Origin of the sequence: Polyangium jinanense (genome assembly GCF_028435265.1) — a bacterium.
GTDB lineage: Bacteria > Myxococcota_A > Polyangia > Polyangiales > Polyangiaceae > Polyangium > Polyangium jinanense.
In genome coordinates, this window is record NZ_JAGTJK010000028.1 from 1 (window position 1) to 23,052 (window position 23,052).

General features: G+C 68.5%; 19 protein-coding genes. 9 read left to right on the forward strand and 10 right to left on the reverse strand.

The genetic code is table 11. The features are described from left to right. Positions 1-327: 327 nt before the first annotated feature. Entirely contained in the window at positions 328-1,005 is a 678-nt protein-coding gene (locus KEG38_RS35270; RefSeq protein WP_272424720.1) for a hypothetical protein, read from the forward strand. Between the two features lie 9 nt (positions 1,006-1,014). Here KEG38_RS35270 and KEG38_RS35275 read toward each other — a convergent pair whose 3' ends face one another. From KEG38_RS35275 to KEG38_RS35285, 3 genes are read right to left on the reverse strand one after another with little or no spacing between them, the layout of a single operon-like run. Then, positions 1,015-2,250: a PEGA domain-containing protein gene (locus tag KEG38_RS35275; RefSeq protein ID WP_272424722.1), complete on the reverse strand. Its 1,236-nt coding sequence runs from the start codon at positions 2,248-2,250 to the stop codon at positions 1,015-1,017. After that, positions 2,247-5,015 (reverse strand): FG-GAP repeat domain-containing protein, encoded by a 2,769-nt coding sequence (locus KEG38_RS35280; protein ID WP_272424723.1) that lies wholly within the window; start codon positions 5,013-5,015, stop codon positions 2,247-2,249. The genes KEG38_RS35275 and KEG38_RS35280 overlap by 4 nt, the downstream gene beginning before the upstream one ends. Next, a complete protein-coding gene (locus tag KEG38_RS35285) occupies positions 4,996-6,636 on the reverse strand; it encodes a serine/threonine protein kinase (protein ID WP_272424725.1) in 1,641 nt (546 codons plus the stop codon). Before KEG38_RS35285 ends, KEG38_RS35280 begins: the two co-directional genes overlap by 20 nt. A 107-nt stretch (positions 6,637-6,743) precedes the next feature. Here KEG38_RS35285 and KEG38_RS35290 point away from each other — a divergent pair, with 107 nt between their 5' ends. Next, complete coding sequence (locus tag KEG38_RS35290; protein ID WP_272424727.1) at positions 6,744-7,964, forward strand: methyltransferase; 1,221 nt, start codon at positions 6,744-6,746, stop codon at positions 7,962-7,964. On the opposite strand, the gene KEG38_RS35295 is transcribed toward KEG38_RS35290, so the two are convergent. Then, positions 7,961-8,200, reverse strand: coding sequence for a hypothetical protein (locus KEG38_RS35295; RefSeq protein ID WP_272424728.1), 240 nt, complete (start codon positions 8,198-8,200; stop codon positions 7,961-7,963). The genes KEG38_RS35290 and KEG38_RS35295 overlap by 4 nt on opposite strands. 54 nt (positions 8,201-8,254) lie before the next feature. On the opposite strand from KEG38_RS35295, the gene KEG38_RS35300 reads away from it, so the two are divergent. Together KEG38_RS35300 and KEG38_RS35305 are read left to right on the forward strand one after the other, a co-directional pair. Then, positions 8,255-8,908 carry an NUDIX hydrolase gene (locus KEG38_RS35300; protein WP_272424729.1) on the forward strand — a complete coding sequence of 218 codons (654 nt, stop codon included), beginning with the start codon at positions 8,255-8,257 and terminating at the stop codon, positions 8,906-8,908. A gap of 75 nt (positions 8,909-8,983) precedes the next feature. After that, a complete protein-coding gene (locus KEG38_RS35305; RefSeq protein WP_272424731.1) occupies positions 8,984-10,429 on the forward strand; it encodes a hypothetical protein in 1,446 nt (481 codons plus the stop codon). 1 nt (position 10,430) lies between these two features. On the opposite strand, the gene KEG38_RS35310 is transcribed toward KEG38_RS35305, so the two are convergent. Then, positions 10,431-11,213 carry an SDR family NAD(P)-dependent oxidoreductase gene (locus KEG38_RS35310; RefSeq protein ID WP_272424732.1) on the reverse strand — a complete coding sequence of 261 codons (783 nt, stop codon included), beginning with the start codon at positions 11,211-11,213 and terminating at the stop codon, positions 10,431-10,433. A gap of 141 nt (positions 11,214-11,354) precedes the next feature. Here KEG38_RS35310 and KEG38_RS35315 point away from each other — a divergent pair, with 141 nt between their 5' ends. Further along, positions 11,355-12,998, forward strand: coding sequence for an AMP-binding protein (locus KEG38_RS35315; RefSeq protein ID WP_272424734.1), 1,644 nt, complete (start codon positions 11,355-11,357; stop codon positions 12,996-12,998). Positions 12,999-13,008: 10 nt separating this feature from the next. On the opposite strand, the gene KEG38_RS35320 is transcribed toward KEG38_RS35315, so the two are convergent. Both KEG38_RS35320 and KEG38_RS35325 read right to left on the reverse strand, forming a co-directional pair. After that, positions 13,009-14,862 carry a serine/threonine-protein kinase gene (locus KEG38_RS35320; RefSeq protein WP_272424736.1) on the reverse strand — a complete coding sequence of 618 codons (1,854 nt, stop codon included), beginning with the start codon at positions 14,860-14,862 and terminating at the stop codon, positions 13,009-13,011. A gap of 48 nt (positions 14,863-14,910) precedes the next feature. Beyond that, a complete protein-coding gene (locus tag KEG38_RS35325; protein WP_272424738.1) occupies positions 14,911-15,594 on the reverse strand; it encodes a thioredoxin family protein in 684 nt (227 codons plus the stop codon). Between the two features lie 196 nt (positions 15,595-15,790). Here KEG38_RS35325 and KEG38_RS35330 point away from each other — a divergent pair, with 196 nt between their 5' ends. After that, positions 15,791-17,485 carry a mechanosensitive ion channel family protein gene (locus tag KEG38_RS35330; protein WP_272424739.1) on the forward strand — a complete coding sequence of 565 codons (1,695 nt, stop codon included), beginning with the start codon at positions 15,791-15,793 and terminating at the stop codon, positions 17,483-17,485. 30 nt (positions 17,486-17,515) lie between these two features. Here the strand turns inward: KEG38_RS35330 and KEG38_RS35335 are convergent, their stop codons facing one another. Next, a complete protein-coding gene (locus tag KEG38_RS35335; RefSeq protein WP_272424741.1) occupies positions 17,516-17,971 on the reverse strand; it encodes a hypothetical protein in 456 nt (151 codons plus the stop codon). 244 nt (positions 17,972-18,215) lie between these two features. Here KEG38_RS35335 and KEG38_RS35340 point away from each other — a divergent pair, with 244 nt between their 5' ends. Beyond that, positions 18,216-18,773 carry a hypothetical protein gene (locus tag KEG38_RS35340; RefSeq protein ID WP_272424743.1) on the forward strand — a complete coding sequence of 186 codons (558 nt, stop codon included), beginning with the start codon at positions 18,216-18,218 and terminating at the stop codon, positions 18,771-18,773. On the opposite strand, the gene KEG38_RS35345 is transcribed toward KEG38_RS35340, so the two are convergent. Together KEG38_RS35345 and KEG38_RS35350 are read right to left on the reverse strand one after the other, a co-directional pair. Further along, entirely contained in the window at positions 18,774-19,949 is a 1,176-nt protein-coding gene (locus KEG38_RS35345; RefSeq protein WP_272424745.1) for a zinc-dependent alcohol dehydrogenase, read from the reverse strand. A gap of 34 nt (positions 19,950-19,983) precedes the next feature. Next, positions 19,984-20,766: a YgaP-like transmembrane domain gene (locus KEG38_RS35350; RefSeq protein WP_272424746.1), complete on the reverse strand. Its 783-nt coding sequence runs from the start codon at positions 20,764-20,766 to the stop codon at positions 19,984-19,986. Between the two features lie 296 nt (positions 20,767-21,062). On the opposite strand from KEG38_RS35350, the gene KEG38_RS35355 reads away from it, so the two are divergent. Both KEG38_RS35355 and KEG38_RS35360 read left to right on the forward strand, forming a co-directional pair. Then, the gene (locus tag KEG38_RS35355) at positions 21,063-21,659 is read left to right on the forward strand and encodes a hypothetical protein (RefSeq protein ID WP_272424748.1); all 597 of its coding nucleotides are present in this window, start codon (positions 21,063-21,065) and stop codon (positions 21,657-21,659) included. A gap of 243 nt (positions 21,660-21,902) precedes the next feature. Continuing rightward, positions 21,903-22,886 carry a lysylphosphatidylglycerol synthase domain-containing protein gene (locus tag KEG38_RS35360; RefSeq protein WP_272424749.1) on the forward strand — a complete coding sequence of 328 codons (984 nt, stop codon included), beginning with the start codon at positions 21,903-21,905 and terminating at the stop codon, positions 22,884-22,886. Positions 22,887-23,052: the final 166 nt, after the last annotated feature.

A 23,052-nucleotide genomic window follows, 5' to 3' on the forward strand; every position in this document is an offset into this window, starting at 1 on the left:
CGCAAGCGCTGGACCCGGGGTCGATGAACTGCGCGATGCGCAGTTCATCGAACAGGCCAGGTCAAGACCAACGACGACCCTGCCCATCGAGACGCAGCGCTGAGGATTCAACTGGCAACGTGCCCGCCAGCGTGAAACGCACCTTCCTGGTCTTGCCACCGACCTGTTGGAAGAACTGCGCACCGCGCAGTTCTTCCACCCCGAGTCCAGGGCTTGCCCTGGTTCGGGTCGAGGGGCGAACAGCCCCCGCGGGGTCCGGGGCAGCGCCCCGGCGCGGCGCGGCGGCTTGCCTTGACGCCTCCGGCCAGCCGTTTTTACGCTCGGCGAATGACGTCCTCCTTGCGATCTTCGGGTCTCCTCCTCGGCCTCGCCTCGCTCACCTTCGTCACGACCGCCTCCGCGCGTCCATTTCGGGTGAACGACATCCCGAACGGCACCAAATACGGCTGCTTGAACTGCCACGGTGACACGAAGGCCAGTTACAATACGGATTTTGGCGGCGATGCGCGCTTGCAGCTCGTGGGCGACGTGCCGGTGCAAGAGCAAAACGTGAACTGGGGGCCGCTCTGCCCGCTCGATTCCGATCAGGATGGTTGGACGAACGGGCAGGAGCTCGGCGACCCCGATTGCACCTGGACGAAGGGCGACCCGGATCCGAAGGGCTTCGTGTACAACCCCGGAAACACCGACAGCCACCCGCCGCCCGTCTGCGGCAGCGGCAAGCTCGAAGCCGGCGAGGCATGCGACGGCGAGCTATTTTTGGTGAGCGATTGCGCGGAAGCAGGGGCGGGCGAAGGGCCGCTCGCCTGCACGGCGGATTGCAAGCTCGACTATACGCAATGCAGCCAGCCGCCCGGCTCGATGCCCGACCTCGGCGTCGACGGAACGACGGACGAGGCCGGAGGCTGCAGCGCGGCGCCTGGATCGGCCCGGGGCCTCGGAGGAATGGGCGCGGTGATCGGGGCGCTCGCCTTTGCGGCGGCGATGCGTCGCAAGCGGCGGTAGGCGGGCGAATCAGAACCGGGCGCCGAAGGAGAGGCCGACAACGCCGGGGCCGACCGCCGGCACGACCGCGATCTCGCGCAGGCGCGAGGGATCCGGGCCTTTGGGCTTCTTATCGTCCTTCTTGCGCGGGGGCGCGAGCCGGGGTTCGTCGAAGTAATACAGCAAGAACGCGAGGGCCCCCATGCCCGCGGCCACGTTGAGCGCCACGGTCGCGCCGTTGCGAAGTGCCGTCTGCGTTTCCCGAGACTCGAGGTACTCGTCGAGCTCGGCCTCGCTGATCGTGCCTGCGAGGCGCCGGTCGTTGATCTCCTTCGCATTGTCGCCGGCTGCCCCCGCGAAGAACGCCATGACGCCGCCGCCGGCGACACACGTCGCCGCCGCGCCGATGAGGACGAACGAGGTGATTCTTTGCCGCGTGCGATCGAGCGCGGCCTTCACGTCCTCCGACTTTCCTCGGCCGAGATCGAGCTCGGTGGTGAACGTGTTGAAGCCGTTCAGGCTCACGCTGAGCGTCCGGACGCCTGCGTCGATCTGGAGCGGCGACTGGAGCGGCAAGGCGCCCTTGGGCAAACCGTCCACCGTGACCGACGCGCCTGCCGGGCCCGTGATCGACACGAACGCCGGCATTTCACGCAAGGGCACGTCGAGCGCCGTCATCTGGCCTTGCTTGGCCGGTACCTCGCGCTCCTCGGGGAAATACCCGGGCGCATGCACCAATACCTTGTGTTTGCCCGGCGTGACGTCGATCGCCTCGAGCGCGCGCGGCGGACCGCCGTCGATCGAAATCGTCGCGTCCTCGACCTGCGTGGTGATGGAGATTTGGGTCGAGGGCGCCTCTTCGGGCGCGGGCGTGCTCTGCACCTCGGGAGGCAAGCGCGCGAGGATTGCCTCGATGTCCTTGATGGCTGCGTCCGCCTCGCCGCGCCGCTTGCCCGTCGTATCCGTGGCCAGGTACCGGCGATAATAATCCACGGCCTGACGCAGGTTCTGCGACTTGCCGTCGTTGCCGTATTGCTTGCGGTAGGCCTGCGCGATCGAGAAGAGAAGGCCGGGGCGCGTCGTGAGCGCGTGCGCCTGCTCGAAGGCGCGGACGGCGTTCGCGTAATTGCCCTTTTCGTACTCGCGGGCGCCGGTCTCGAAGTAGGCGCGCGCCTCGGGGGAATCGACGTCCGAAGGGCCCGCGAGCGAGAGTCCCGCGCCCGTCGAAAGGGCGAGCATCACGAGCGCCGCGAAGAAACGCCTCATCGGGCCGCCTCCTTGCCGAGGAAGAGGAGGAGCCTGGGGCCCTCGGCGACGAGCAGATCATCGACGCCGTCGCTGTTCGCGTCAATCGCGAGCAGCGCCTGGCCGCCCGGGAGTCGGGCGAACGGATTGTCGTCCTCCGGGAGCTTGAACGCGCGTTTCCCGTCCTGAGCCGTGCCCAGGTCGAGCACGTAGAGCCCTCGCTGCGTGAGAAGGACGAGCTCCCGGGCCGCGTCCCCGTCGATGTTCAGAAATGCGATATCGGCGATCCCCTGGATGAGGTCGTCGCTGGAGCTATTGTTCTCCGTGGACGTGTCGGGGTCTTCGAGGAGCTTCTGGGGGATCTCGATGACCGTCGGGGGCCGCTTCCCGTCGAGCGTCTCCGTGCCCGTGCCGTCGTTCCAGTAGACAGCGACCGCGCTCCGGGGCCGGGCCGCGTTCATCGGGCTCACCGTGTTCACCAGGAGGGCGACGTCGCTCCGCCCATTGCCGTCGACATCGACGACGACGGCCGGCGCGTCGAACGGATCGGGGTTTGGCAGGACGAGGTCCTCGAGCACGCTCGAGATGTCATCGAGCTTGGGAGACGCCTCGAAACCCGTCTTCGGGTCGTAATCGGCGACCCAGAGGCCACGCCCGGTCTCAGCCTTGAGGAAGACCCCGAGCGCGTCGCGATTCTGGCTGTAATTCACCGGCGTGAGCAGCATGCTGCTCTTCCCCGTATCCAGACCTTCAAGGACCCGCAGGGACGAGCCGTCTTGACGACACCCTGCAAGCCAGACCGCGCTCTCTGTCGCGGCCGCGATGGTCGCCCGGGTCCCCTGCGCGGATCCTCCCGGGCCCCCTTGCATATTGCAGGCTTCGACGCCGAAGTGGGACACGACGATCTGCGTCGGCGCATCGGCCGTGACCGGCATCGTGCCCTCGGGCGCGCCCGCCGACGTGCCCTTGATGGTCAGCGGAGCGAGGAGCCGTCGCCCGACGTTGCCCTCGATGATCGTGAAAGGCTTCGGCATGCCTTGCGCCTCTCCCGAGTCCCCGGCGGCGGCGGAGAGGACCACGAGATCGTCGAGGAGATCGGGGGCACCGATGGCGTTCGTCCCTTTCACGCGGCCCGTGGCGATGTGCTCGAGGTTCCGATAAAAACCGAGGGAGAAGGGCGCCTCGGGCGCGGCGAGCGGGCGGCCGAAGAGCACGATGAGCTCGTTCGGAGGCGTCATCATTTCGTTGCCAGGCGAAGGCGGCGGAGCATACAGGAGCACGGCGTCGTCCACGGAGTCACCGTCGAAATCGCCGAGGGCGAGTTCGCCGACGAGCTCTTCGACCGGAACGGTGAACGTATTGAGCTCGCCCCCTGGAACGCTGCTCCACACGTCGAGGAGGGTCTGCGTCGAGCGCGACGCGAGGACGTCCGGGAGACCGTTGCCATTGAAATCGCCGATGATGGCGTGTGCCCAGCTCACGCTGGACGGAGAGATGCAGCTCTTCTTGATCGCTTCTTTTTTATAGTACGGATTGTAGAGCACGCCGCGCGCGTCGACGATGTCGAGCGCTCGATTGCCGTCGAGGTCACCGACCGCGAGCGGCGGCCCGGCGAGGACGCGGCCTCCGCACTGGCCCGGCTCGACGACGAGCGGCAAAAGAGGGCTTTCTTCCCCCGGGTTCACGGCCTCCATGAACTTGCCCGTGTCGTCGTTCGCGAGGAAGTGGAGACGCTCCGCGGCCCCGACGAGCAGGTCGTCGTCGCCGTCGTCGTCCGCGTCCGCGAAGAATGCTCCGGCCCAGGCCGCGCCGCCGAGGGGCAGCGGCATCACGGTATGCTTCGGATCCTCCGCGAGTTTGCCGGATTCGCCGCAGGAGAGGATGACCACCTGCGAGGGCGTCGATGCGAGCTCGAAGGCGACGACCGGGCATTTCGAGCCGCTCTTCGTGTTTTCGGACACGGCGACCGCGCCGACCAGCGTCCCCGGCAAAACCAGCTCCTGCATTCCGCCCACCTTCTTGTGGACGGGCTCGGCGTTGCCGTTGACGGTGATCGTTTCGAGGTGGGTTTGTCCCTCCTTCGTGATGAACGCGAGCAGCGTGTTTTCCTCGTAGACCTGGCCGAGGGGGACGAGCCGCGTGCCGCCGCTCTCCAGCTCCCCCGAATGGTAGCTCCACGGCTTGAGCGTGCGGTTGTCCTGCCCCGAAAGGACGCCGAGCGCGTCGCCGAGGTTCAGGACAAGATCCGAGGTGCCGTCCCCGTCGATATCGCCCACCCCGGGCAAACGGCGCTCGTTCGGCACGTTGATCGAGCGATCGATGAGGCCGTTCGTCCCGAAAAACAGAATGTCGAGCGAGTTGTCGCCGAGCGCCACGGCGTCCTGCCGGCCGTCGCCGTCGAAGTCGCCGGAGAGGAAGCGCCGCACGCCGCCACCCCCGATCGAGAGCGGCGGCGTGGAGAGCCCGCCGGGCTTGCGGCACGTGCCGTCGATCCCGCAGCCGAAATCGGCAGGACACACCACGTTCGGATCATCGGCGAGGTTGCAGACGTAGCGGCAGGTGGCGCCGCAGAGGTTCGAGGGCACGGTCGTGAGATCGTTGACCGCCTCCTCGCCGGGGACGAGGTTTCCGTCGCAATCCTCGCCCGGTTCGAGGACGCGGTTGCCGCAGACGTTTTCGTCGACGTTTTCGAGGCTCTCGCAGCTCACCGCCGCCACCGCCCCGAGGAACGCGGCGAGGCCGAGCAGCGCCGCGCGCCGCCGGAAGCTAATACTCGAGTTCCCCACGATTCTTCACCGTCTTCGCCGTCCCGCCCGGTCGCGGCTGGGAGGTCGCCTTCTCCTTCTCCAGCGTGATCGGGATCAGGATGTTGTGGTTGGGCTCGATGGAGACCGTTTTCGATTGATGTCCCTTCGCCGAGAACGTGAGCTCGACCGGCGCATCGCCGCGCGGAATCTTGAACGGGCCCGGCGCCACGCCGAGCTTGCGTTCGCCGAGGTGAACCTCGACGTTCTCCGGGGTCGCCTGCACGCGGAGCTCGATGTCGAGCGGCACGTCCGGCACGACCGTGGGCTCCGGCGCGGCCGTTTTCTCCGGAGGGAGCGCGGGGAGCGTGGGCGGCGGTGGAGGAGGCGGCGGCGGGTGCGCAGCGACGGCGTCCGGCCCGCCCCGCGAGAAATGAAGCGTCGCCGCGACGGTCCCCGCGACGAGGAGGCCCGCGCCGAGGGTCACGAAAAGGACCTTGGACCTTCGGCTTGGCATGGCGTCGGGCGTGGACCGGAGCGTCGCCTTCGGCTGATCCCCCGACGAACCCGTGGTCGCCGACGTCGCTTCCGGCTGCATCATCGTCGTCGCCTGCCCGAACACGGCTTGCTGGGCGGGCGTCAAGGCCGTCGGCACGTCGAGGCGCGGGAGCTTTTCGCTGGAGCGCGTGGCGACGGAGGGCACCTCGATCCCCGCTGCACGCGCAGCCTCGACGACCGCGTCGATCGCGGCCGTCACCGAGGCCGGGCGCTCGGTCGGATCCTTCGCGAGCATCCGCAAGACGGGCGCGTCGAGCCCGATCGGAAGGTCCGGACAAACCGACGACAGGGCCGGCGGGGGGGTTTGAACCTGCTGCATGAGCACGTCCATCACGTCGTCGCCCATGAACGGCGGCGCGCCCGTGAGCACGGCGTGGGTCATCACGCCGAACGAATAGATGTCCGTCCGGTGGTCGACCTGCTTGCCGCGGCATTGCTCGGGCGACATGTAGAGCGGCGTGCCCATGGGCGTGCCTGTGCGCGTCTTGTGGCCCTGCGATTCGCCGAGCAGCTTGGCGATGCCGAAATCGAGGAGCTTGGGGAAAACCGAGCCGTCCTCGTCGAAGACCAGGTAGACGTTCTCCGGCTTGAGATCGCGGTGGGCGATGCCGGCGGCGTGCGCGGCGTCGAGGGCGCGGGCGATCTGGCGCAGGATGGGCAATGCCTCGGAGGGGCGGAGGCGGCCGCGCTGGCGGAGGTACCCTTCGAGGGTCACGCCCTCGAGCAGCTCCATGATGTAATACTGCCGCCCGTCCTCGAGCTTGCCGAACGAGAAGATGTCGATGATGCCGCGGTGGCGGATCTGGTTGACCGCGCGGGCCTCGGCGACGAACCGCGAGACCATCACCGGGTTGTGCGAGTATTGCGGGTTCAGGACCTTGATCGCCGCGGACTTGCCGATGACCGGGTGGACCGCGGCGTACACCGCGCCGAACCCGCCCTCGCCGATCTTGCGCTCGATGCGATATTCCCCGACGATCCGGCCGGGCTCGAGCTGGAGGGCCGCGGCGGGGATCGCGTCGTCCGGGACGAGAGACGTGCCGTCGACGGGGCAGGTGGCGACGTCGCCCGAGTAGGTGGCAAGGCAAGTAGGACAGGTGGCCATGCGGCGCTCGGCGGCAGCCTACACCACGCAGGGGCGCGAGTAGAAGCCCGAAGGCACGAAACGTACAGCTTGACAGAAGGCATGTGGGGCCGTTCGCTTTGCCGGCCATGGAAGCGGCAACCCGGTTCGTCTCGGAGAGCCTCGCGCGGGCGCTCGCGCTCGTCGTGCCGGCGCTCGACATCCTGCGCGGGCGGCCGGATTCGGCGGAGCCGCCCGCCTTTTGCGAGGAGCGCGGGTTCACGGCGTTCCTCGGCGCGCTCTCCGACGACGAGCTCGCCCGCTGCGAGGCCGAGGGGCTCGCGGCGCACTTGCCGATGCTCACAGGGGCGCCGGCGTCGCTCGTGGAGCTCGGGCGCTCGGCGCTCGAGGTTTCGGCGCTGCCCGCGCGACTCGCGGCGAGCCCGGGGACGCGGCTCGACCGGCCTCGATCGGTTTCGGAGCGCAAGACGCGGCAGCTCGAAGCGCTGCTCGACGCGGTCGAGCCCATGGCGCAGCGGGCGCGGCGAATCGTGGACATCGGCGCGGGGCGGGGACATTTCACGCGCCTCGCGGCGGAGATGTTCGACCGCGACGCGGTGGGGATCGAGCGCGAGCCGCGGCGCGTGGAGGCGGCGTCGATCCTCGGGCAAGGCTCGCGCGCGACGTTCGTCGTACTCGACGCGCTCCGCGATCCGATCCTGCTTTCGCCCGACGATCTCGCGGTCGGGCTGCACGCGTGCGGCTCGCTCGGCGATCAGTTGGTGCTCGAAGCATCGCGGGCGCCATGCGACGTGGCGCTCGTGTCGTGTTGCCTGCAGAAGATCGACGGGCCCGCGCGCGAGCCGCTTTCCGCGGCGGCGCGAGAGGCCGGGCTCGTACTCCCGCGCGAGGCGCTCGGGCTTTCGAACCTGACGACGCGGCTCGTGGGCGTGGAGGCGAGCCTCGCGGAGATGCTCGATGCGCGGAAAAACAGGCACGCGCTCGCGCGGCTGCTCAGGGCGCGCGGCGTTGCGATCGCGCCGGGCGAGGAGATGCGTGGCATCAACCGGCGGAGGGCGCGCGAGGGGCTCGCGGAGCTTTCGGCGCGGGCGCTCGCGCTCCGGGGGCTCGCGCCGGCGACGGAGGCGGAGATCCGCGAGCACGAGGCGGAAGCGGCGATCGAGTTCGGCCGGATCCGGCGCTGGACGCTGCCGCGCGCGATGCTCGCGCGTCCGCTGGAGATTGCGGTCGTGCTGGACCGCGCGGCGGCGCTCGAAGAGCGAGGGTACACGGCGCGGGTCGCGCAGGTGTTCGAGGCGGACGCGACCCCGCGAAACCTCGCGATTCTCGGCGAGGCGCCGCGCGGCTAGGAAAAACGTTCTATTTGGGGTGGAGGCAGCACGCACGTCCCGTTCGGGGTGCAGACGAGCGGCGGGCAGCAATCCTTGTCCGTGTTGCACGGGCCGCACGTTCCGCCGGGGCCGCAGGCGGGCGTCGGGTTCACGCAATCGTGGCAATCGGTGCACGCGCTGTCCGGCGGCTGGCAGCCGGCGATCATGATGATCGCTTCGTCGCCGGATACCACGATGGGGACTCGACGCGTCAAGCCCTTCCCTTGACGTCTCCCGCGCGCGCCGCTAGCCCTTGTGGGAGAAACGCCGTGTCGACCTCGTATGATCTCGCCGCCATCGCCGCCCGGCTCACCGTCCTCGATCTCGTATCCGAGGCCGCGACGACGGAGCGACAAGCGGCCGTCGCGGCGATCCTGCGCGCGCCGCGTTCCACGCTCGGGGGCTCCGCTCCGACAAGCGGAGCTTCGCCCCCGAACCCCCAAGGGCATGAGGCCGAGGTCCTTTTGATCCGCCGCTCCGAGCGGCAGGGAGATCCGTGGTCGGGGCAGATGGCCTTCCCGGGCGGGCGACGGGAGCCGGCGGATCCGAGCCTTTATCACACGGCCCTGCGCGAGACGGAGGAGGAAATCGGGCTCGATCTCGCGCAACACGGCCGCTTTCTGGCGCGGCTCGCGGACGTGCCCGCGGTGGCCCGGGCCCGGCGCGTCGGAATGACCATCACGCCGTTCGTCTTCGCCCTCGACGAGCCCGATCTGCCGCCGTTTCAGCTGAGCGCCGAGGTGGCCGAGGTGGTATGGGCGCCGATCGGCCCGATGGCGCGTGGCCAGAACGCCACGCGGTATTCGTACAATCACGAAGGAAACGTGCTCGATATGCCGGCATTCGCCGTCGAGCAACGAATCGTGTGGGGATTGACGTACCGGATGCTCGAAATGCTCTTCGAGGTCCTCGGCGGGCGCTAGGCCCGGCGGGGCTTGACAGGCGCCTGTCATTCTGATGCCGTGTTCGCCTTCCTTTTCACGCGAGGTGGATGCGTCATGAGGGCATTGCGCGGATCGTTCGTCGGGGCCATGTTCGTCGGAATCATGCACGTCGCGGCAGGCTGCGGCGGGCCGGACGAGCCTCCCGGCGCGGGCGGGGGAGGGGCCGGCGGAGGCGGCGGAGCCGGCGGCGAGCCCATCACGTGCTCGTTCGAAGTGGCCTCGCACGACGTGGGATGCCCCGCGGGGAGCTGCCCCATCACGGCGGACATCGAGGTGCGCTGCACCGAGCGCGAATTCGGCGCGGCCGGCGTGCGCGTCGCGCCGGGGCCCACGGGGACGTACCTCGGCACGTCGAGCCACGAGGCGACCTATCTCTTCGAGATCACGCCGTCGGGCGGCAGCCGGTTCGAGGAATTCCCGATGCGGCTCGACGCGACCGCGATGGTGCTCGCGCAGGGGCCGGCCGGCGAGGTGTATGCCGTCGGCGACGAGACGTCGATCGACGGGAGCACCTCGCCCGTCGGATACCCGAACGGCCTCGTGCTCGTGCGCCCGGAGGGGAGCGGGTTCGTGAAAGAGACGGTCGCCGACAGGGACGATCGTTACGTGCCGGTCTACGATTTCGAGATCGATCCGGCGGGCATCGCGTACGTGTGGTACGCGAGCGATCCGCCGAGCGGAATCTCGCTCGCGAGGCGTACGGTGGACGGGAGCTTCTCGTCTTCGCCCGTGCAGACCGTCGGCGAGGGCAGTCGATTCACGATCGACGCCTCGGGCGCGCCCGTCTCGCTCGGGTACGTTCCCAACGGCTCCTTTTACGATCTCGCGTACGGCGATCCGCCGGAGGTCCTGACCGGCGTTTCCGTGCCCTCGGTGATCACGAAATACCGCGTGACCCAGGCCCCGGCGAGCGTGAACGGCGCGAGCGTCGAGCCGTTCGTCGCCGTCATCCAGCACGACGTCGGCCTGCACGTGGTGTGGCCGGAGGGCCAGGCATCCGACGAGATCGAGATTCCGGACACGAACGTCCCGCCTTACGTTTGTCCTGCCACCACCGATTACGATCCGCAAAACGGGACATGCCCTGCCCCTTGCCACGAGACCGCGACCGGCATCGAGAACGGTGCCTTCGCGATCACGCGGACCGCGGACGGCAAGGTATGGCTCGCCTGGATCGTGAGCCACCTCGATTACATGCGCGTTTACGAGAAGCAATGCTTCGACGACGAGTCGATGTGCATCTGCGGCGGCGTGGTGGAGGACGTGAAGACGAAGAACGAGCTCGTGATCGCGCGATACGAGCCCGGAAACCTCCTCGTCGACCCCCTCTTCACGCTCCCGATCGACGCGCCGTCGACCTACAATCTCTTCTCCGACCTGTGGACGGACGTGCGGCTGCTCGACATCCGGGCGTTCGGGGCCGAGGTCGCCGTGGGCGTGCGGCTCGAAGACGAGAAAGGGATCAAGGTGCGGGTGCTCAGGATCCTGAACGCGCCCTGAATCAGGCCGTATACCCGCCGTCGACCAAGATCTCCGCGCCCGTCACGTACGAGCTCTCGTCCGATGCACACATCAAAATGGCCGCCGCGACCTCCCGCGGCGTGGCGAACCGCGCGAACGGCGAGGTCTTCGCGAGCGCCGCATAAGCCTCCCGCACGTCGCCGAGCTCCTTCACGAGCGCCTGGAAAAACGGCTGCTTCTCCCACATCGGCGTCTCCACGCCCGCGGGCAGCACGGCGTTCACCCGGACCCGGTGCGGCGCGCCTTCGAGCGCCGCCACCTTCGTCAGCATCACGACGGCGGCCTTGCTCGCGCAATACGCGCCCGCGCCCGCGCTCGCTCTTTTGCCCGACGCGCTCGCCACGTTGACGATGCTGCCCCCGCCCGCGCCGCGCATCACCCGGATCCCCCGCTGCGTGCCGAGGAAAACGCTGTCGAGGTTCACCGCGATGACGCGCCGGAAATCGGCGAGCGTGCTGTCGGCGAGCGGAGCGCTCGACGCGATGCCCGCGTTGTTCACCAGGATATCGATCCGGCCCCAGCCCGCGAGCACGCGGTCGAGCACCGACTCCCAATCCGCCTCGTCCGTCGCGTCGAGCTCCAGGGCGAGCGCCTGGCCGCCGCGCGTCGCGATGCGCGTGGCCGCTGCCTCCGCCGCGGCGACGTCGATATCGGTGACCACCACGCGCGCGCCCTCCTCCGCGAAGAGCTCCGCCGTCGCCTGCCCGATGCCCGACCCCGCGCCCGTCACGAGCGCCACCTTGCCTGCGATGCGTCCTGCCATGGTGCCCCCACCCATCATCCGCGGCCCCGTGTGCCCCGTCAACCGTCGAGCATCGCTGAAACCCGCGAGATATGCCCCGGACGTCCGTCCTCGTTCGTTTCATCTCCCGGGCGCGGCCGCGTCGTGCCACGATGCCGCGCCATGACCGCCGCTCTCTCCTACACCCACGGCACGAGCGCGACGCCGCTGCTCGGCGAAACCATCGGGGAAAATCTGCGCCGCACGGCGACGCGATACCCGGACCGTGAGGCCCTCGTCGTCCGCTCGCAAGGCGTGCGGATGACGTACGGCGAGCTCTGGGAGGCGACGACGCGCGTCGCGCGGGGGCTCGTGGCGTTCGGCGTGAAGCGGGGCGATCGCGTGGGACTCTGGTCGCCGAACCGGTTCGAATGGGTCGTCCTGCAGTACGCCGCGGCGCGCGTCGGCGCCATTCTGGTGAACGTCAATCCCGCCTACAAGACCGCGGAGCTCGAATACGCATTGCGGAAATCGGGCGTGTCGGTGCTGTTCGCGGCGCGGCGGTTCCGGGCGACGAGTTACGTGGAGATGATCGCGGAGGTTCGCCCGCGCCTTTCGGAGCTCCGGCTCGTCTTGATCCTCGACGACGACTGGAAGATGATCGTGGAGGCTGGCGGACACGTGAGCGACGACGCGCTCGCCGAGCGCGAGGCCGAGCTCTCGTTCGACGACCCGATCAACATCCAGTACACCTCGGGCACGACGGGTTTTCCCAAGGGCGCGACGCTCTCGCACCACAACGTGCTGAACAACGGGTATTTCGTGGGCGAGGCTCTCGGCTACGGTCCCGATGACCGGGTCTGCATTCCCGTGCCGTTTTACCATTGCTTCGGCATGGTCATGGGAAACCTCGCGTGTACGTCGCACGGGTCCACGATGGTGATCCCGGGCGAGGCGTTCGATCCGCTCGCGGTGCTCGAGGCGGTCGAGGCCGAGAAGTGCACGTCGCTCTACGGCGTGCCGACGATGTTCATCGCGGAGCTCGATCATCCGCGGTTCAAGGAGTTCGATCTGCGCTCGCTGCGCACGGGAATCATGGCGGGATCGCCGTGCCCGGTGGAGGTGATGCGGCGCGTGGTCTCGCAGATGCACATGCGGGAGGTCACGATCTGCTACGGGATGACCGAGACCTCGCCCGTCTCCACGCAAAGCGCGACAAACGATCCCGAGGACAAACGCGTCGGCACCGTGGGCCGCGTGCATCCGCACGTGGAGGTCAAGATCGTCGATCCGAAGACGGGCACGGTGCGGCCGCGCGGCGTCGCCGGCGAGCTCTGCACGCGCGGCTACAGCGTGATGCTCGGCTACTGGGGCGACGAGGAGGCCACGCGCACATCGATCGACGCGGGCCGATGGATGCATACCGGCGACCTCGCGACGATCGACGCGGATGGATACGTGAACATCGTCGGCCGCATCAAGGACATGATCATTCGCGGCGGCGAGAACGTGTATCCGCGCGAGATCGAGGAGTTCTTGCACCTGCATCCGCGCGTCAGCGAGGCGCAGGTGATCGGCGTGCCGAGCGCGAAATACGGCGAGGAGATCATGGCCTGGGTCCGGCCGAAGCCGGGCGAGGCGGTGGCGGAGGCCGAGCTCGTCGAATTTTGCAAAGGCAAAATCGCGACCTTCAAGATTCCGCGTTACTGGAAGATCGTGGACGAGTTCCCCATGACGGTGACGGGGAAGGTGCAAAAGTTCCGGATGCGCGAGCTCGCCGTGGGCGAGCTCGGGCTCGAGCTCGTGTCGCGCATCGAGACCGCCTGAGCCGTGGAGATCAGCCCCCGAGTTTTGCCCGGAGCTTGCTGATCGCGTCTTTCAGCTCCGCGTCCTCCCGATAACAACACGGATCCCGCTTGGCCGAGCAGGGAACGTCCTTCACGATCAAGAGCTCCTCGAGGGCGCGCCCGTCGCCCTCCTCGGCCGCGCGCGAAAAGAGCGCGCGCTTGTCGGGACAAGCAGACTTGCGGAGCTCGTACGCGACACGCAGCGCGGGTGTGGCGCGGTCCAGGATGCCGGGCTTTCCGAGGATGTCCTGGGCCCTGCGGCTCGCCTTCGAGCCGCCGCGGGTCCGCACGACGTGGAAGAGGACATCGAGGCCGCCGCTGCCGAGCTCGTTTTCGAGCGCGTCGAAGACCTGATCCGACTCGGTGAAGCTCGTCTCGAAGCCGATCCCCGCGACGACCGTGGCCACGTCGCCGCGAAGCTCGGAGCCGGTGAGCCGCGCCGGATCGAGCTTGGCGAGCGCGAGGAACGCCTTGGCCCCCGGCCGCCATTCTTTGCGAGACGCCGCCCGTCGGAGCCGCTCGGCCCATTCCGTCGCGTCCGCGCCGTCGATATCGGTCGGCGCGCTCTCGGGGGCCGTCGTCGGGCTCGGCGCGGGCGCCGCGCTCGCCGTGGGAGCCGAGGTTTCCTGGGATTCGGATCCTCCGCGGAGGAGAACCACGACGAGGAGCAGCACCGCGAGCGCCGAGAGGCCCCCGGCAACCAAGATGAGCGCGCGTTTGTCGAGGCGCTTCGGCCCGGCGGAAGCGGCCTTCGTGGGCGCGGCCTCGGGCGCCATTTCGGGGGCTTTTTCCAGCTCCTTCTCGGGCGCCGCGGCCGCCTCGTCGAGCGCCGCGAGCACCTCGTTCGCCGAGGCGAACCGCCGATCCGGCTCCCGCGCGAGGAGCCGCAGCACGACCGCCTCGATCCGCGTCGGCACCGTGATCTCCGGCGCGCGCTGCCGCATCGACGGCGGATCCTCGCTGCGGATCTTCTTCAGGTGAAGCCCCGGATCACTCTCCTCGAACGGGCGTTTGCCCGTGAGCATCTCGTACATCACGACGCCGAGCGCATACAGATCCGAGCGGGCGTCGACGCCTTCCATGCCACGCGCCGCCTCGGGCGCCATGTACGCGAACGTCCCCATGACCATGCCCACGCCCGTCAGCGCCGGGCTCGGCTTCGCATTCCGACCCTGATCCGAGAGCAGCTCGACGCGCACCTTGGCGAGGCCAAAATCGAGCAGTTTGACCGTGCCTTTTGCGTCGACGAGGATGTTCTGGGGCTTCACGTCGCGATGCACGATGCTCTTCTCGTGCACCGCCCCGAGGGCCATTGTGATCTGCCGGCTGATGGCGAGGGCCCGATCGAGGGGCATCGGGCCCTGTTCGATGAGGTCCTTCAGCGGCGTGCCCTCGACGTACTCCAGGATCAAGAACTGCGAGCCGTCGTCGAGCTTGCCGAAATCGGTGGCCGCGACGACGTTCGGATGGCTCACGTGCGCGCCCGCGATGGCCTCGCGCTCGAACCGGACCGAGAGCTCGATCATCCGCGCCATGTCCGGCCGGAGGACCTTGATGGCCACACGCTTGCGCAGGTGCACCTGCTCGCCGCGGTAGACCGCCCCCATGCCGCCGTGCCCGATGAGCTCGTGCACGACGTAGCGATCCGAGATGAGCTTTCCCACGAGCGACGCGAGCTCGTCCTGGAGGAGCGAGCCTTGCCCGCGCTCTTCAAGCGCCGAGGACGAGATCAGCATGGCGCTCGGCTCGCCGCTCGCGGCCGCCGCCCGCTCTGCGCGCGGTACCGTGACGGCGTCGTCGATGGCGGAAGGGGAAGGCCCGTCCGGCGGCGTGGACTTCGACATGCCGTCGAGACTACCCGAGGTCATGCGGTCCGGACAATGGCGGGGGGCTTACGAGCCGTACTTGACGCTGCAGCCGTACGCGCGGGTGTCGGGGGTGCGCACCGGCTTACCGGCGGCGAGGTCTTCGAGGGCCGCGTCGACGTAGTTCACGAGCTTGCCGTCCTTCGGCGACTCGCCCTCGCCGTCGGGCGAGTTGTCGATGGCGCCGCGGTAGACGAGTGTGCCCTGCGCGTCGATCACGAACATGTGCGGGGTGTTCGTCGCGCCGTACTGGTGTCCGACCTTGCCCGTCTCGTCCGCGAGCACGGGGTTTTCCATGCCAAACGATTTTCGCCCCTCGGCGACGCGCTCCGGGCCGTGCCCCTGCTTGCCCGGGGCCGACGAGTTGATGCCGAGCCAGACGACGCCCTTCTCGACGGCGCGCTTGGAGTATCCCTTGAGCGAGCCTTTCGTGTGCGACGCCTTGACGAACGGGCAGTCGGGGTTGAACCACTCGAGGACCACGATCTTGCCGCGGTAGTCGGCGAGGTGGTGGGTCTTGCCCTCGTAGTCGGTGAGCGTGAAATCGGGGGCGGGTTTGCCGACCTCGGCGCCCGCTGCCGGTTTGTCCGAGGCCGCCGCGGCCGCGGGGGTTTTCCCTTCCGGGGCCTTCGCCTCCGGCGCCGGGGCCGGGGCTTCCTTGTTGCAGGCGAGGAGGAAGAGCGGAAGGAGCAGGAGGTGACGTAGGGTCATGCGGGGCATCTTTCCACGCCCGCGCGGGGTGGCAAGGAGGTCTGCGGGGGTTGTCCCGCGGACCGTTCTTTTTCCCGGGGCCTCGTGTAGAGTGGCGTGGGGGGATGCCCCCTCCAGAGCGCCGTGCTGGCAACCACCCTTCGATCGGTAGGTATCGCGCTCCCGCGTAGCAGCACGACGTCACGAGGTACATGACATGCCGTTGCCCCGTTTTTCTCCCGACACGGTTTCGAACAACGTCGCGCTGACCGTCGTCGCCACCACGATCCTGCTCCTCGCGCCGCTCGCCTTGACCGTGTTCTTGCGGTGGGTCGTCCGCCAGGCCACGCAGTCGGTTCGCTCGAAGACCGTCGAGAGCGCCGCCGAGCAGGTGCAGAAGTCGCTGCGCCTCGTGGCGACGGTCCTGTCGCTACTCGTCGTGGTGGCGGGCTGTGCGACGCTCGCCATTGCGATCATCCGCGATATCGATCTTCACCCGTGGGCGAATCGGCTCGTCGAATACGCGAGCGTCCGCACGGGCCAGGATCTACTCCGTGGCGTCGGGATCGTCGTCGCGATCGGCATCGGCTGGCTCGCCCTCCGTGTCTTCTTCAAGTCGCTGCTCGACCGCATCGAAGCGCGGCTCCGTTCGGTCGCAGCCCTCCAGAGCCAGAAAGAGGAAATCACGCTTTTCCGAGAGCGGACCGGGGGCCTCGGGAACGTCGCGTTCCTGTATGGTCTGCACCGCCTCGGCAGTGCTTCGCTCGGCCTGCCGTCGAGCGTCCACTGGCTGCTCGACACGATCCTTTACGTGCTGCTCGTCGTATGCGTCGCGCGGGCGGTCTCGGTGCTTGGCGTCCTGAGCCTCGAAGGGCTCGACCACGTCGGCGCCACGCGCCTCGAAAAGTCGGCGTTCGGCGTCTATTACGCGAGCATCCGCAAGCTCTCGCCGCTGGCGAAGCGGATCCTCGAGGCCATCATCCACCTCGCGGCGGCGACCCTCGTCGTTCGGCAATTCCAGACGCTCGAAGCGTTCGCGCCTTATGGCCCTCGTATCATCCGGCTCCTCGGGACCTTCTTTGCGGCCCGCGTGCTGGCCGAGCTCATACGCGTGGTCCTCGTCGAGGCATTCGCGGGGAAAAAGAGCGCGGAGGACGAGACCTCGAAGCACCGCGTGACGCTGGTGTATCTTCTCCAGAGCGTCATCACCTACGTGATTTATTTCGGCGCGTGCCTGATCATGATGGATCAGGTCGGGATCGACACGAAGCCATTCCTGGCCGGCGCCGGCATCGTGGGGCTGGCGGTGGGGCTCGGGGCCCAGAAGCTCGTCAACGACATGGTGAGCGGATTCTTCATCCTGTTCGAGGGGCACTTGCTCAAGGGCGATTACGTGCGGATCGGCGACTGCGAAGGCGTCGTCGACTCGGTCCAGCTCCGGGTCACCATGATCCGGGACGGCTTCGGGCGAATGTTCACGTTTCGCAATGGCGACATCGGCACGATCATCAACTTTTCACGCGAGTACGTCCACGCCGTGGTGGACATCGTCGTTGGCCTCGACGCGAACCTGAACGAGGTGTTCGATGCGTTGAAAGAGGCGGGCAAGCGCCTCGAGGAGGCGCACCGGAGTCGCGTGCTCGATCCGCTCGTCGTTCGAGGCGTCACGCAGATCGCCCAGACCGGCATCGTGGTTCGTGTCGCCGTCAAGCTCACGCCCGGCGATCCGGACCCGATTCCGCGGATCCTGCGCAAGTTCACCAAAGAGGTCTTCGACGAGCGCGGCATCGAGCTCGCCAACGCGACCCAGCTCGCGGTCGTCGTGACGAAGGATGGCGTCGAGAATGGCCGAGGTGCTGGGAATTCGCGTGGTGCGGGGAGTGAATTCCTTGCGCTGCCGCCTGCGCCGTGACGGACGGGGCGCGGCGCGCCGTTTGCCGTTTCAGGTGCCGGTGGGCAAGAGAGCGCTGCCGCGCACCGAATTGGCGGGGCGGTGGGAGGCGAGCCACGCGCGGGCCTCTGCCTCGGTCGGCGTGAATGTCACCGGGAAGGAGAAACGGGTCGGCAGGATGTGGGCGCCGGCGGTGAGGACCATCGACATCGCGATGCGGATGGGGAACGAGGCGCCGAAAATGACGCCGGCGCGGACCGGAATGAGGTCGCCTCCGCCCCGCAAGAAGACTTGCCGCACGCGGTCGCCCGAGGTCTGATACCGCGAGACGTCGAGCATCGAGAGCAGGGGGCCGTATTTCCGGCCGAGCTCGTAGATCCGGCCGATGATCCCCTCGGCCTCGTCGACGGTGAGCGGGCCGTCGAGCACGGTGCAGATCTCGTCCGGAGCCTCGAAACGCATGCGGTGCGACCCGAACCGCTCTTCGAATGACGACGATTTGCTCATGACGCAGCTCCGCGGTACGACCGATTCCGCGATCCTCTTTGCAACGAGCGATCCAGCCGGCTTCGCTCGCCGGAACCGAATCTTTTCATGGAGTTGTGGCGTGGGAATCGGCGTGACCACCCTTGCAGCGGGGAAAAAGGCGGCCGCCGTCGTTGCGAGGCTGCAATGTCACGATGACGCATCGCATCATCGTGGGCGATGGAAAGATGACAGGTGGGGGGAGGCCGTTTTAGAGGTACGTCCCATGCGAACGGTCTCTTGGTTGGGCTTCGTGTTCCTTTGCCTCGTCGGGTCGGCCTGTGGCGCGAAGGTCGTCGTGGATGCGACCGGCGAGGGCGGCAGCGGCGGTTCGCCGCCGTGTACGCCCGGCGAGGTGGCGGAGTCTTGTTACACGGGCCCGCCGAATACGAACGGCGTGGGGGTCTGCCACGCCGGCGTCCGGGTCTGTACGGAGAGCGGCACGCCCGGCGCGTGTGAGGGCGAGGCGGTGCCCTCCGCCGAGATCTGCGACAATGGCCTCGACGAAGATTGTAATGGGACCGCGGACGATTTCATGCCCTGCGGCGGTTTCTGCAAGACCTGCTCGAACTTCCTCTCGGACATGCACCCCGAGCTTCCCTTTTGCCCCGAGTCTCAGTCGCTGCACGACACGCTCCTCGGGTGCATGTGCGCGGGGCCGTGCGCGGCCGTCTGCACCGCGACCATCTGTCTGGGCAGCGATCCCTCGCAGCCGTGCGTCAATTGCGTGCTCGACCCCGGCGAGGGTTGCAGCGCCGCCTTCAATGCCTGTCTCGACGACTGATCAGGCCTCGGGCGTGAAGACGACGCGCATGCAACCGTCCCGTTTTTCCTTGAAGGTGTCGTAGGCCTCTTGCCCGTCCGCGAGGCGGGCGCGGTGGGTGATGAGATAACTCGGGTCGAGCTCGCCTTTGCGGATGTGCTCGAGCAGCCGCGGGATGTACCGCTGGCCGTGCTGCTGGCCCATCTTCAGCGTGAGCCCCTTGTTCATCGCGGCGCCCATGGGGAATTTGTCCACGAATCCGCCGTAGACGCCCATGATCGAGACGGTGCCGCCTTTCCGGCACGCGAGGATCGCCTGGCGCAGGACCGTCGGCCGGTCAGTCTCCAGGCGAACGGCCTGCTTGACCCGGTCGTAGGCGTAATCGATGCCCGTCCCGTGCGCCTCCATGCCGACGCAATCGATGCACGCGTCGGGGCCGCGGCCGCCGGTCATCTCGCGCAGGGCCTCGCGCACGTCGACCTGCTCGTAATCGAGGATCTCCGCGCCCGCCCGGTCCCGGGCCATGGCGAGCCGCTCGGGAAAGCGGTCGATCGCGATGACCCGCTCGGCCCCGAGCAAATACGCGCTGAGAATTGCCATCTGCCCCACGCCGCCGCATCCCCAGACGGCCACGACGTCGCCGCGCTGGATGTTGCAGAGGTCGGCGCCCATGTACCCCGTGGGCAGGGCGTCCGAGGCGAAGAGGGCACGCTCGTCGGGCAGGCCGTCGGGCACCTCGAAGGCATTCGTGTCGGCGAACGGCACGCGCACGTAGGTCGCGTGGCTGCCCGCGAAGCCGCCGAAGGCGTGCGAGTAGCCATAGATGCCCGCGGTCGGGTAGCCGAAGAGTTTGTCGGTGATCTCGGGGTTCGGGTTCGTGTTGTCGCAGAGCGAGTACTGCTCGCTCTGGCAGAAGAAGCAATGGCCGCAGCCGATGATCGAGCCTACGACGACGCGCATGCCGGGGCGGAGTTTTTTCACGTCGGTCGCGACCTCGACGACCTCGCCGATGAACTCGTGGCCGATGATGTCGCCCTGCCGCATCGTGGGCACGTATCCGTCGAGCAGGTGCAGATCCGAGCCGCACACGCTCGACATGGTGACGCGCAGGATGGCGTCGTGGGGGCCGAGGATCTCGGGATCGGGGACGGTTTCGATCCCGACGCGGTTCACGCCTTGATAACAGAGCGCCTGCATGGTCGTTCTCCCTTCGTCGTTCGTTTGTCCCGGCTCATGCCGCTGCGCGCGTCACGGGGAGGAACCGGCCGGAGGGTTGTCCCTCGGTCGTCACGATTTCGCCGGCCTCGAGCAGCATCTTCAGGCGGCGCAAACCGGCGCGGGCCCACGCGTCCGGATCCGCGCCCGCCACCGCGGCGAGGGCGCGGAGCAGAAGTCCGCGTGTCTTCGAGAGCTCGAGCACGAGCCGTATTTCGGTCCCGCGACCGCCGGGGGCGTCGCCGAGCAGAATCGCAAGCCGCTCCGGCGGCCCTTCGGCGTGGCCGAGCACGATGGCCCGGGCCTCGTGATCCAGATCGATATGGGCCTCCCACGAGGACCGCTCGCCATTCAGGGCGGTCCATACACGGATGCGTCCCTCGCCGAGGTCTTCCACGCCCTCGACGTGCGGCGCGAAATGGGGGACGTGGGCCGGATCCCGCAAGAACGCGTATACCTCGTTCGCCGGGCGGGCGACGGTGACGGTGCGCTCGATGCGGGTGAGTTTTTCGGCCGGGATGAGGGGCATGGGCATGGGCTTCGGGGCATTGCGCGAGCTCAGCCCGAGGGCCTCGTAGGCCGGGCAATGGCCGCGGACGCCGCGATTGGCGAGCGCGCCGCCGAACACGCCCGCGAGGAGGCCGAGCGCGCCCCTGCGCCAGAGCGCCCAGGCGACGAGACCGCCGCCGATCGCCACGGAAACGACGCGCTCGTTCGGGCCCACGTTGAGCGGCTTCATCTTGCGCGCCCGTGCGGGAATGCCGTGGATGTCGTCGAGCCTGGGTGTCTTCGATTGCATGCGCGCTCCTGTCCCGAGGGGGACGCCTCGCGTCCCCCTCTCGTCCGGGCAAAGCCCGGCCGATTCATCCCCCGAGGCGAGAACCGCTTCGCGATCTCGCAGAGCGCCGAACTGTTCGGCGCTCTAGGGCGTCGGGTCCGAGGCGTAGAATGCAAGGAAGAGACCTCACCCCGGCCGGGCGTGTTCGGCGATCGAAGCGGCCTTCTCGGATCGGGACTTGCAGCGAAATGGGGGCGGCGTCCTCGGCGGAAATCGAGGGCGAGAGGAGCTCTGCAATGAACGACGGGAGGAGCGCGATGCGCAGATCTTTTCGTTTCGTGAGCGTGGCCGGCCTCTTCGCGGCGCTCGCCGTGGCGGGCTGCCAGGAGCGCGACCGCGGCGGTCAAGCCGGGGCTGAGGTGCGTAAGGGCGGCGAAGGGGCGGCGGTCCAGCAGCCGGGGACGCCCCCTGCCGCCGGGCAGCAGCAAGCGCAGCCCGCGCCGGAGCCCATTCGTGATTTGACGATCGTGCTCGTCACGCCCGACCGCCCGACGCTCTTCAATCGGCAGGTCGACCTCGTCGGGGCGCAGGTGCAGAAGGTCTCGAACGATCGAGTCTTCTGGGTCGGCCCGAGCGCTGAGCGGACGGTGCCGGTCTACCTGGACGACCAGGCCCGGAGCGCGCTGCTGCAGGGCCAGCACAAGCTGCAAAAGGGGGATCAGGTCGCGCTGGTGGGCGAGATCCGGCAGTCGCCGAGCACGCAGCTCGCGCAGCAGCAATGGGGACTGTCTTCCCAGGAGGCCAATGAGCTGACCGGCGCGCAGGCCTATCTGCACGTGACGCGGATCCTGATCGGCGAAAAGCCTGGTGTGCAAGGTGGCCAGCAGCAGGGCACGCAAGGCGGCCAGCAGTAGCAGGGCGGACGGACGGGTGGCCAGGGCCGCTGAAACCTCCGCCTGATCGAATTCCCATGGGGCGCGCAGCGTGGGGCCTCCCGGAACCCCACGTTGCGCGCTGTTTTTTCGTTTGTCGCGCCATTTCCGATTTCGTCGCGATGACGAGGGCAAGCCGCGCTGGCACGTCCGTGGCGAGAGCCAAGGACGAGGCCGCGCGAGCGCCTCGCCTGGTTTCGCGGGGGAAACGTGGAGCGACACGAAATGCTGGAGCGAAGGGCCTGGGGCGCGGCGCTTCGCTGGGGCGTGCGCCTCGCGTTCGCGGCCCTCGGGATCGGGGTCGTCGTCTCCCTCGTGCGGCAGGTGGGCGTGGGGACGCTTTGCCAGATTCTGCGCGACGCGGCGCCATGGCTGCCGCTCGTCGTGCTCCTCGAAGGGGCGCGCATCGGGACGGACGCGGTCGCGACATATGCAGCCTATGGCCCGACCGCTCGGAGGCTCCTGCCGGCCCGGGTCCTTACGCGCGCGGCGCTCGTGGCGCGGGCCGTCTCGTCGATCGCGCCCGCCGGGCGCACAGCGGCCGAGGCGACGAAGGCGGCATTGCTCGCGCCGTGGGCGGGCCCAACAGCGGCCACGGCGGCGGCCGCGACGGGGCAAGCCGTGACGCTCGTGAGCAGCGGGATCATTTCGGTGCCCTGCGCGGTCGCGGCGTATGCGCTCTCGGGGGCCTCGCCGATCACGATGGCGCTCGTCCTTCATTCCGCGCTGCTCTTCGCGGCGGGGACGGGGATCCGGATGGCCATGCGCGCGCCGTGGCTCGGCTCGCTCGCCGGCCGTTTGTCCGGGCTAGCAGGCGCGCATGTCCAGGCTTTTCAGGCGCGCGCCTGCGAGACGAGCCTCCTTCCGCCGGGGCCGATCGCCGCGATGCTCCTCGGTCGGGCGCTCCAGGTCGCGCAATATGCAATCCTGGCCCGCGCGGTGGGCGCGGCGACGAGCGTTTCGCGCGCGCTCGTCGCCCAGGGGGCGAGCATGGTCGCGCTCGCCGTGGGCGCGTTCGTCCCGGCGCAGGTGGGCGTGAGCGAGGGGGCGTTCGCGTGGAGCGCCGACGTGCTCGGCGCGACCCTGCCGCAGGCGCTCGCCATCGCGCTCCTCGGGCACGCGCTCGAGGCCGTTTATGTGGCGGTGGGCGCGGTCGTTCCACTTCTATGGAGAGCACCGCAGCCGCCAGACGAGCGGCCCGAGCATTAAAACGGAAACGTGCAGTTCGTTCGCAATAACGTCCAGGCCGGTCTTGCGGCGAGGGTGGGGGGCGTGCAAAGGTTGCCCGCTGCATGCCGTTCGTCCCGCTTGTTTTCTCGCCCCGGAGGGCGCGTCGTCATCCTCGGCTCGCGTCCGTATCCGTCCTTTTTCTCGC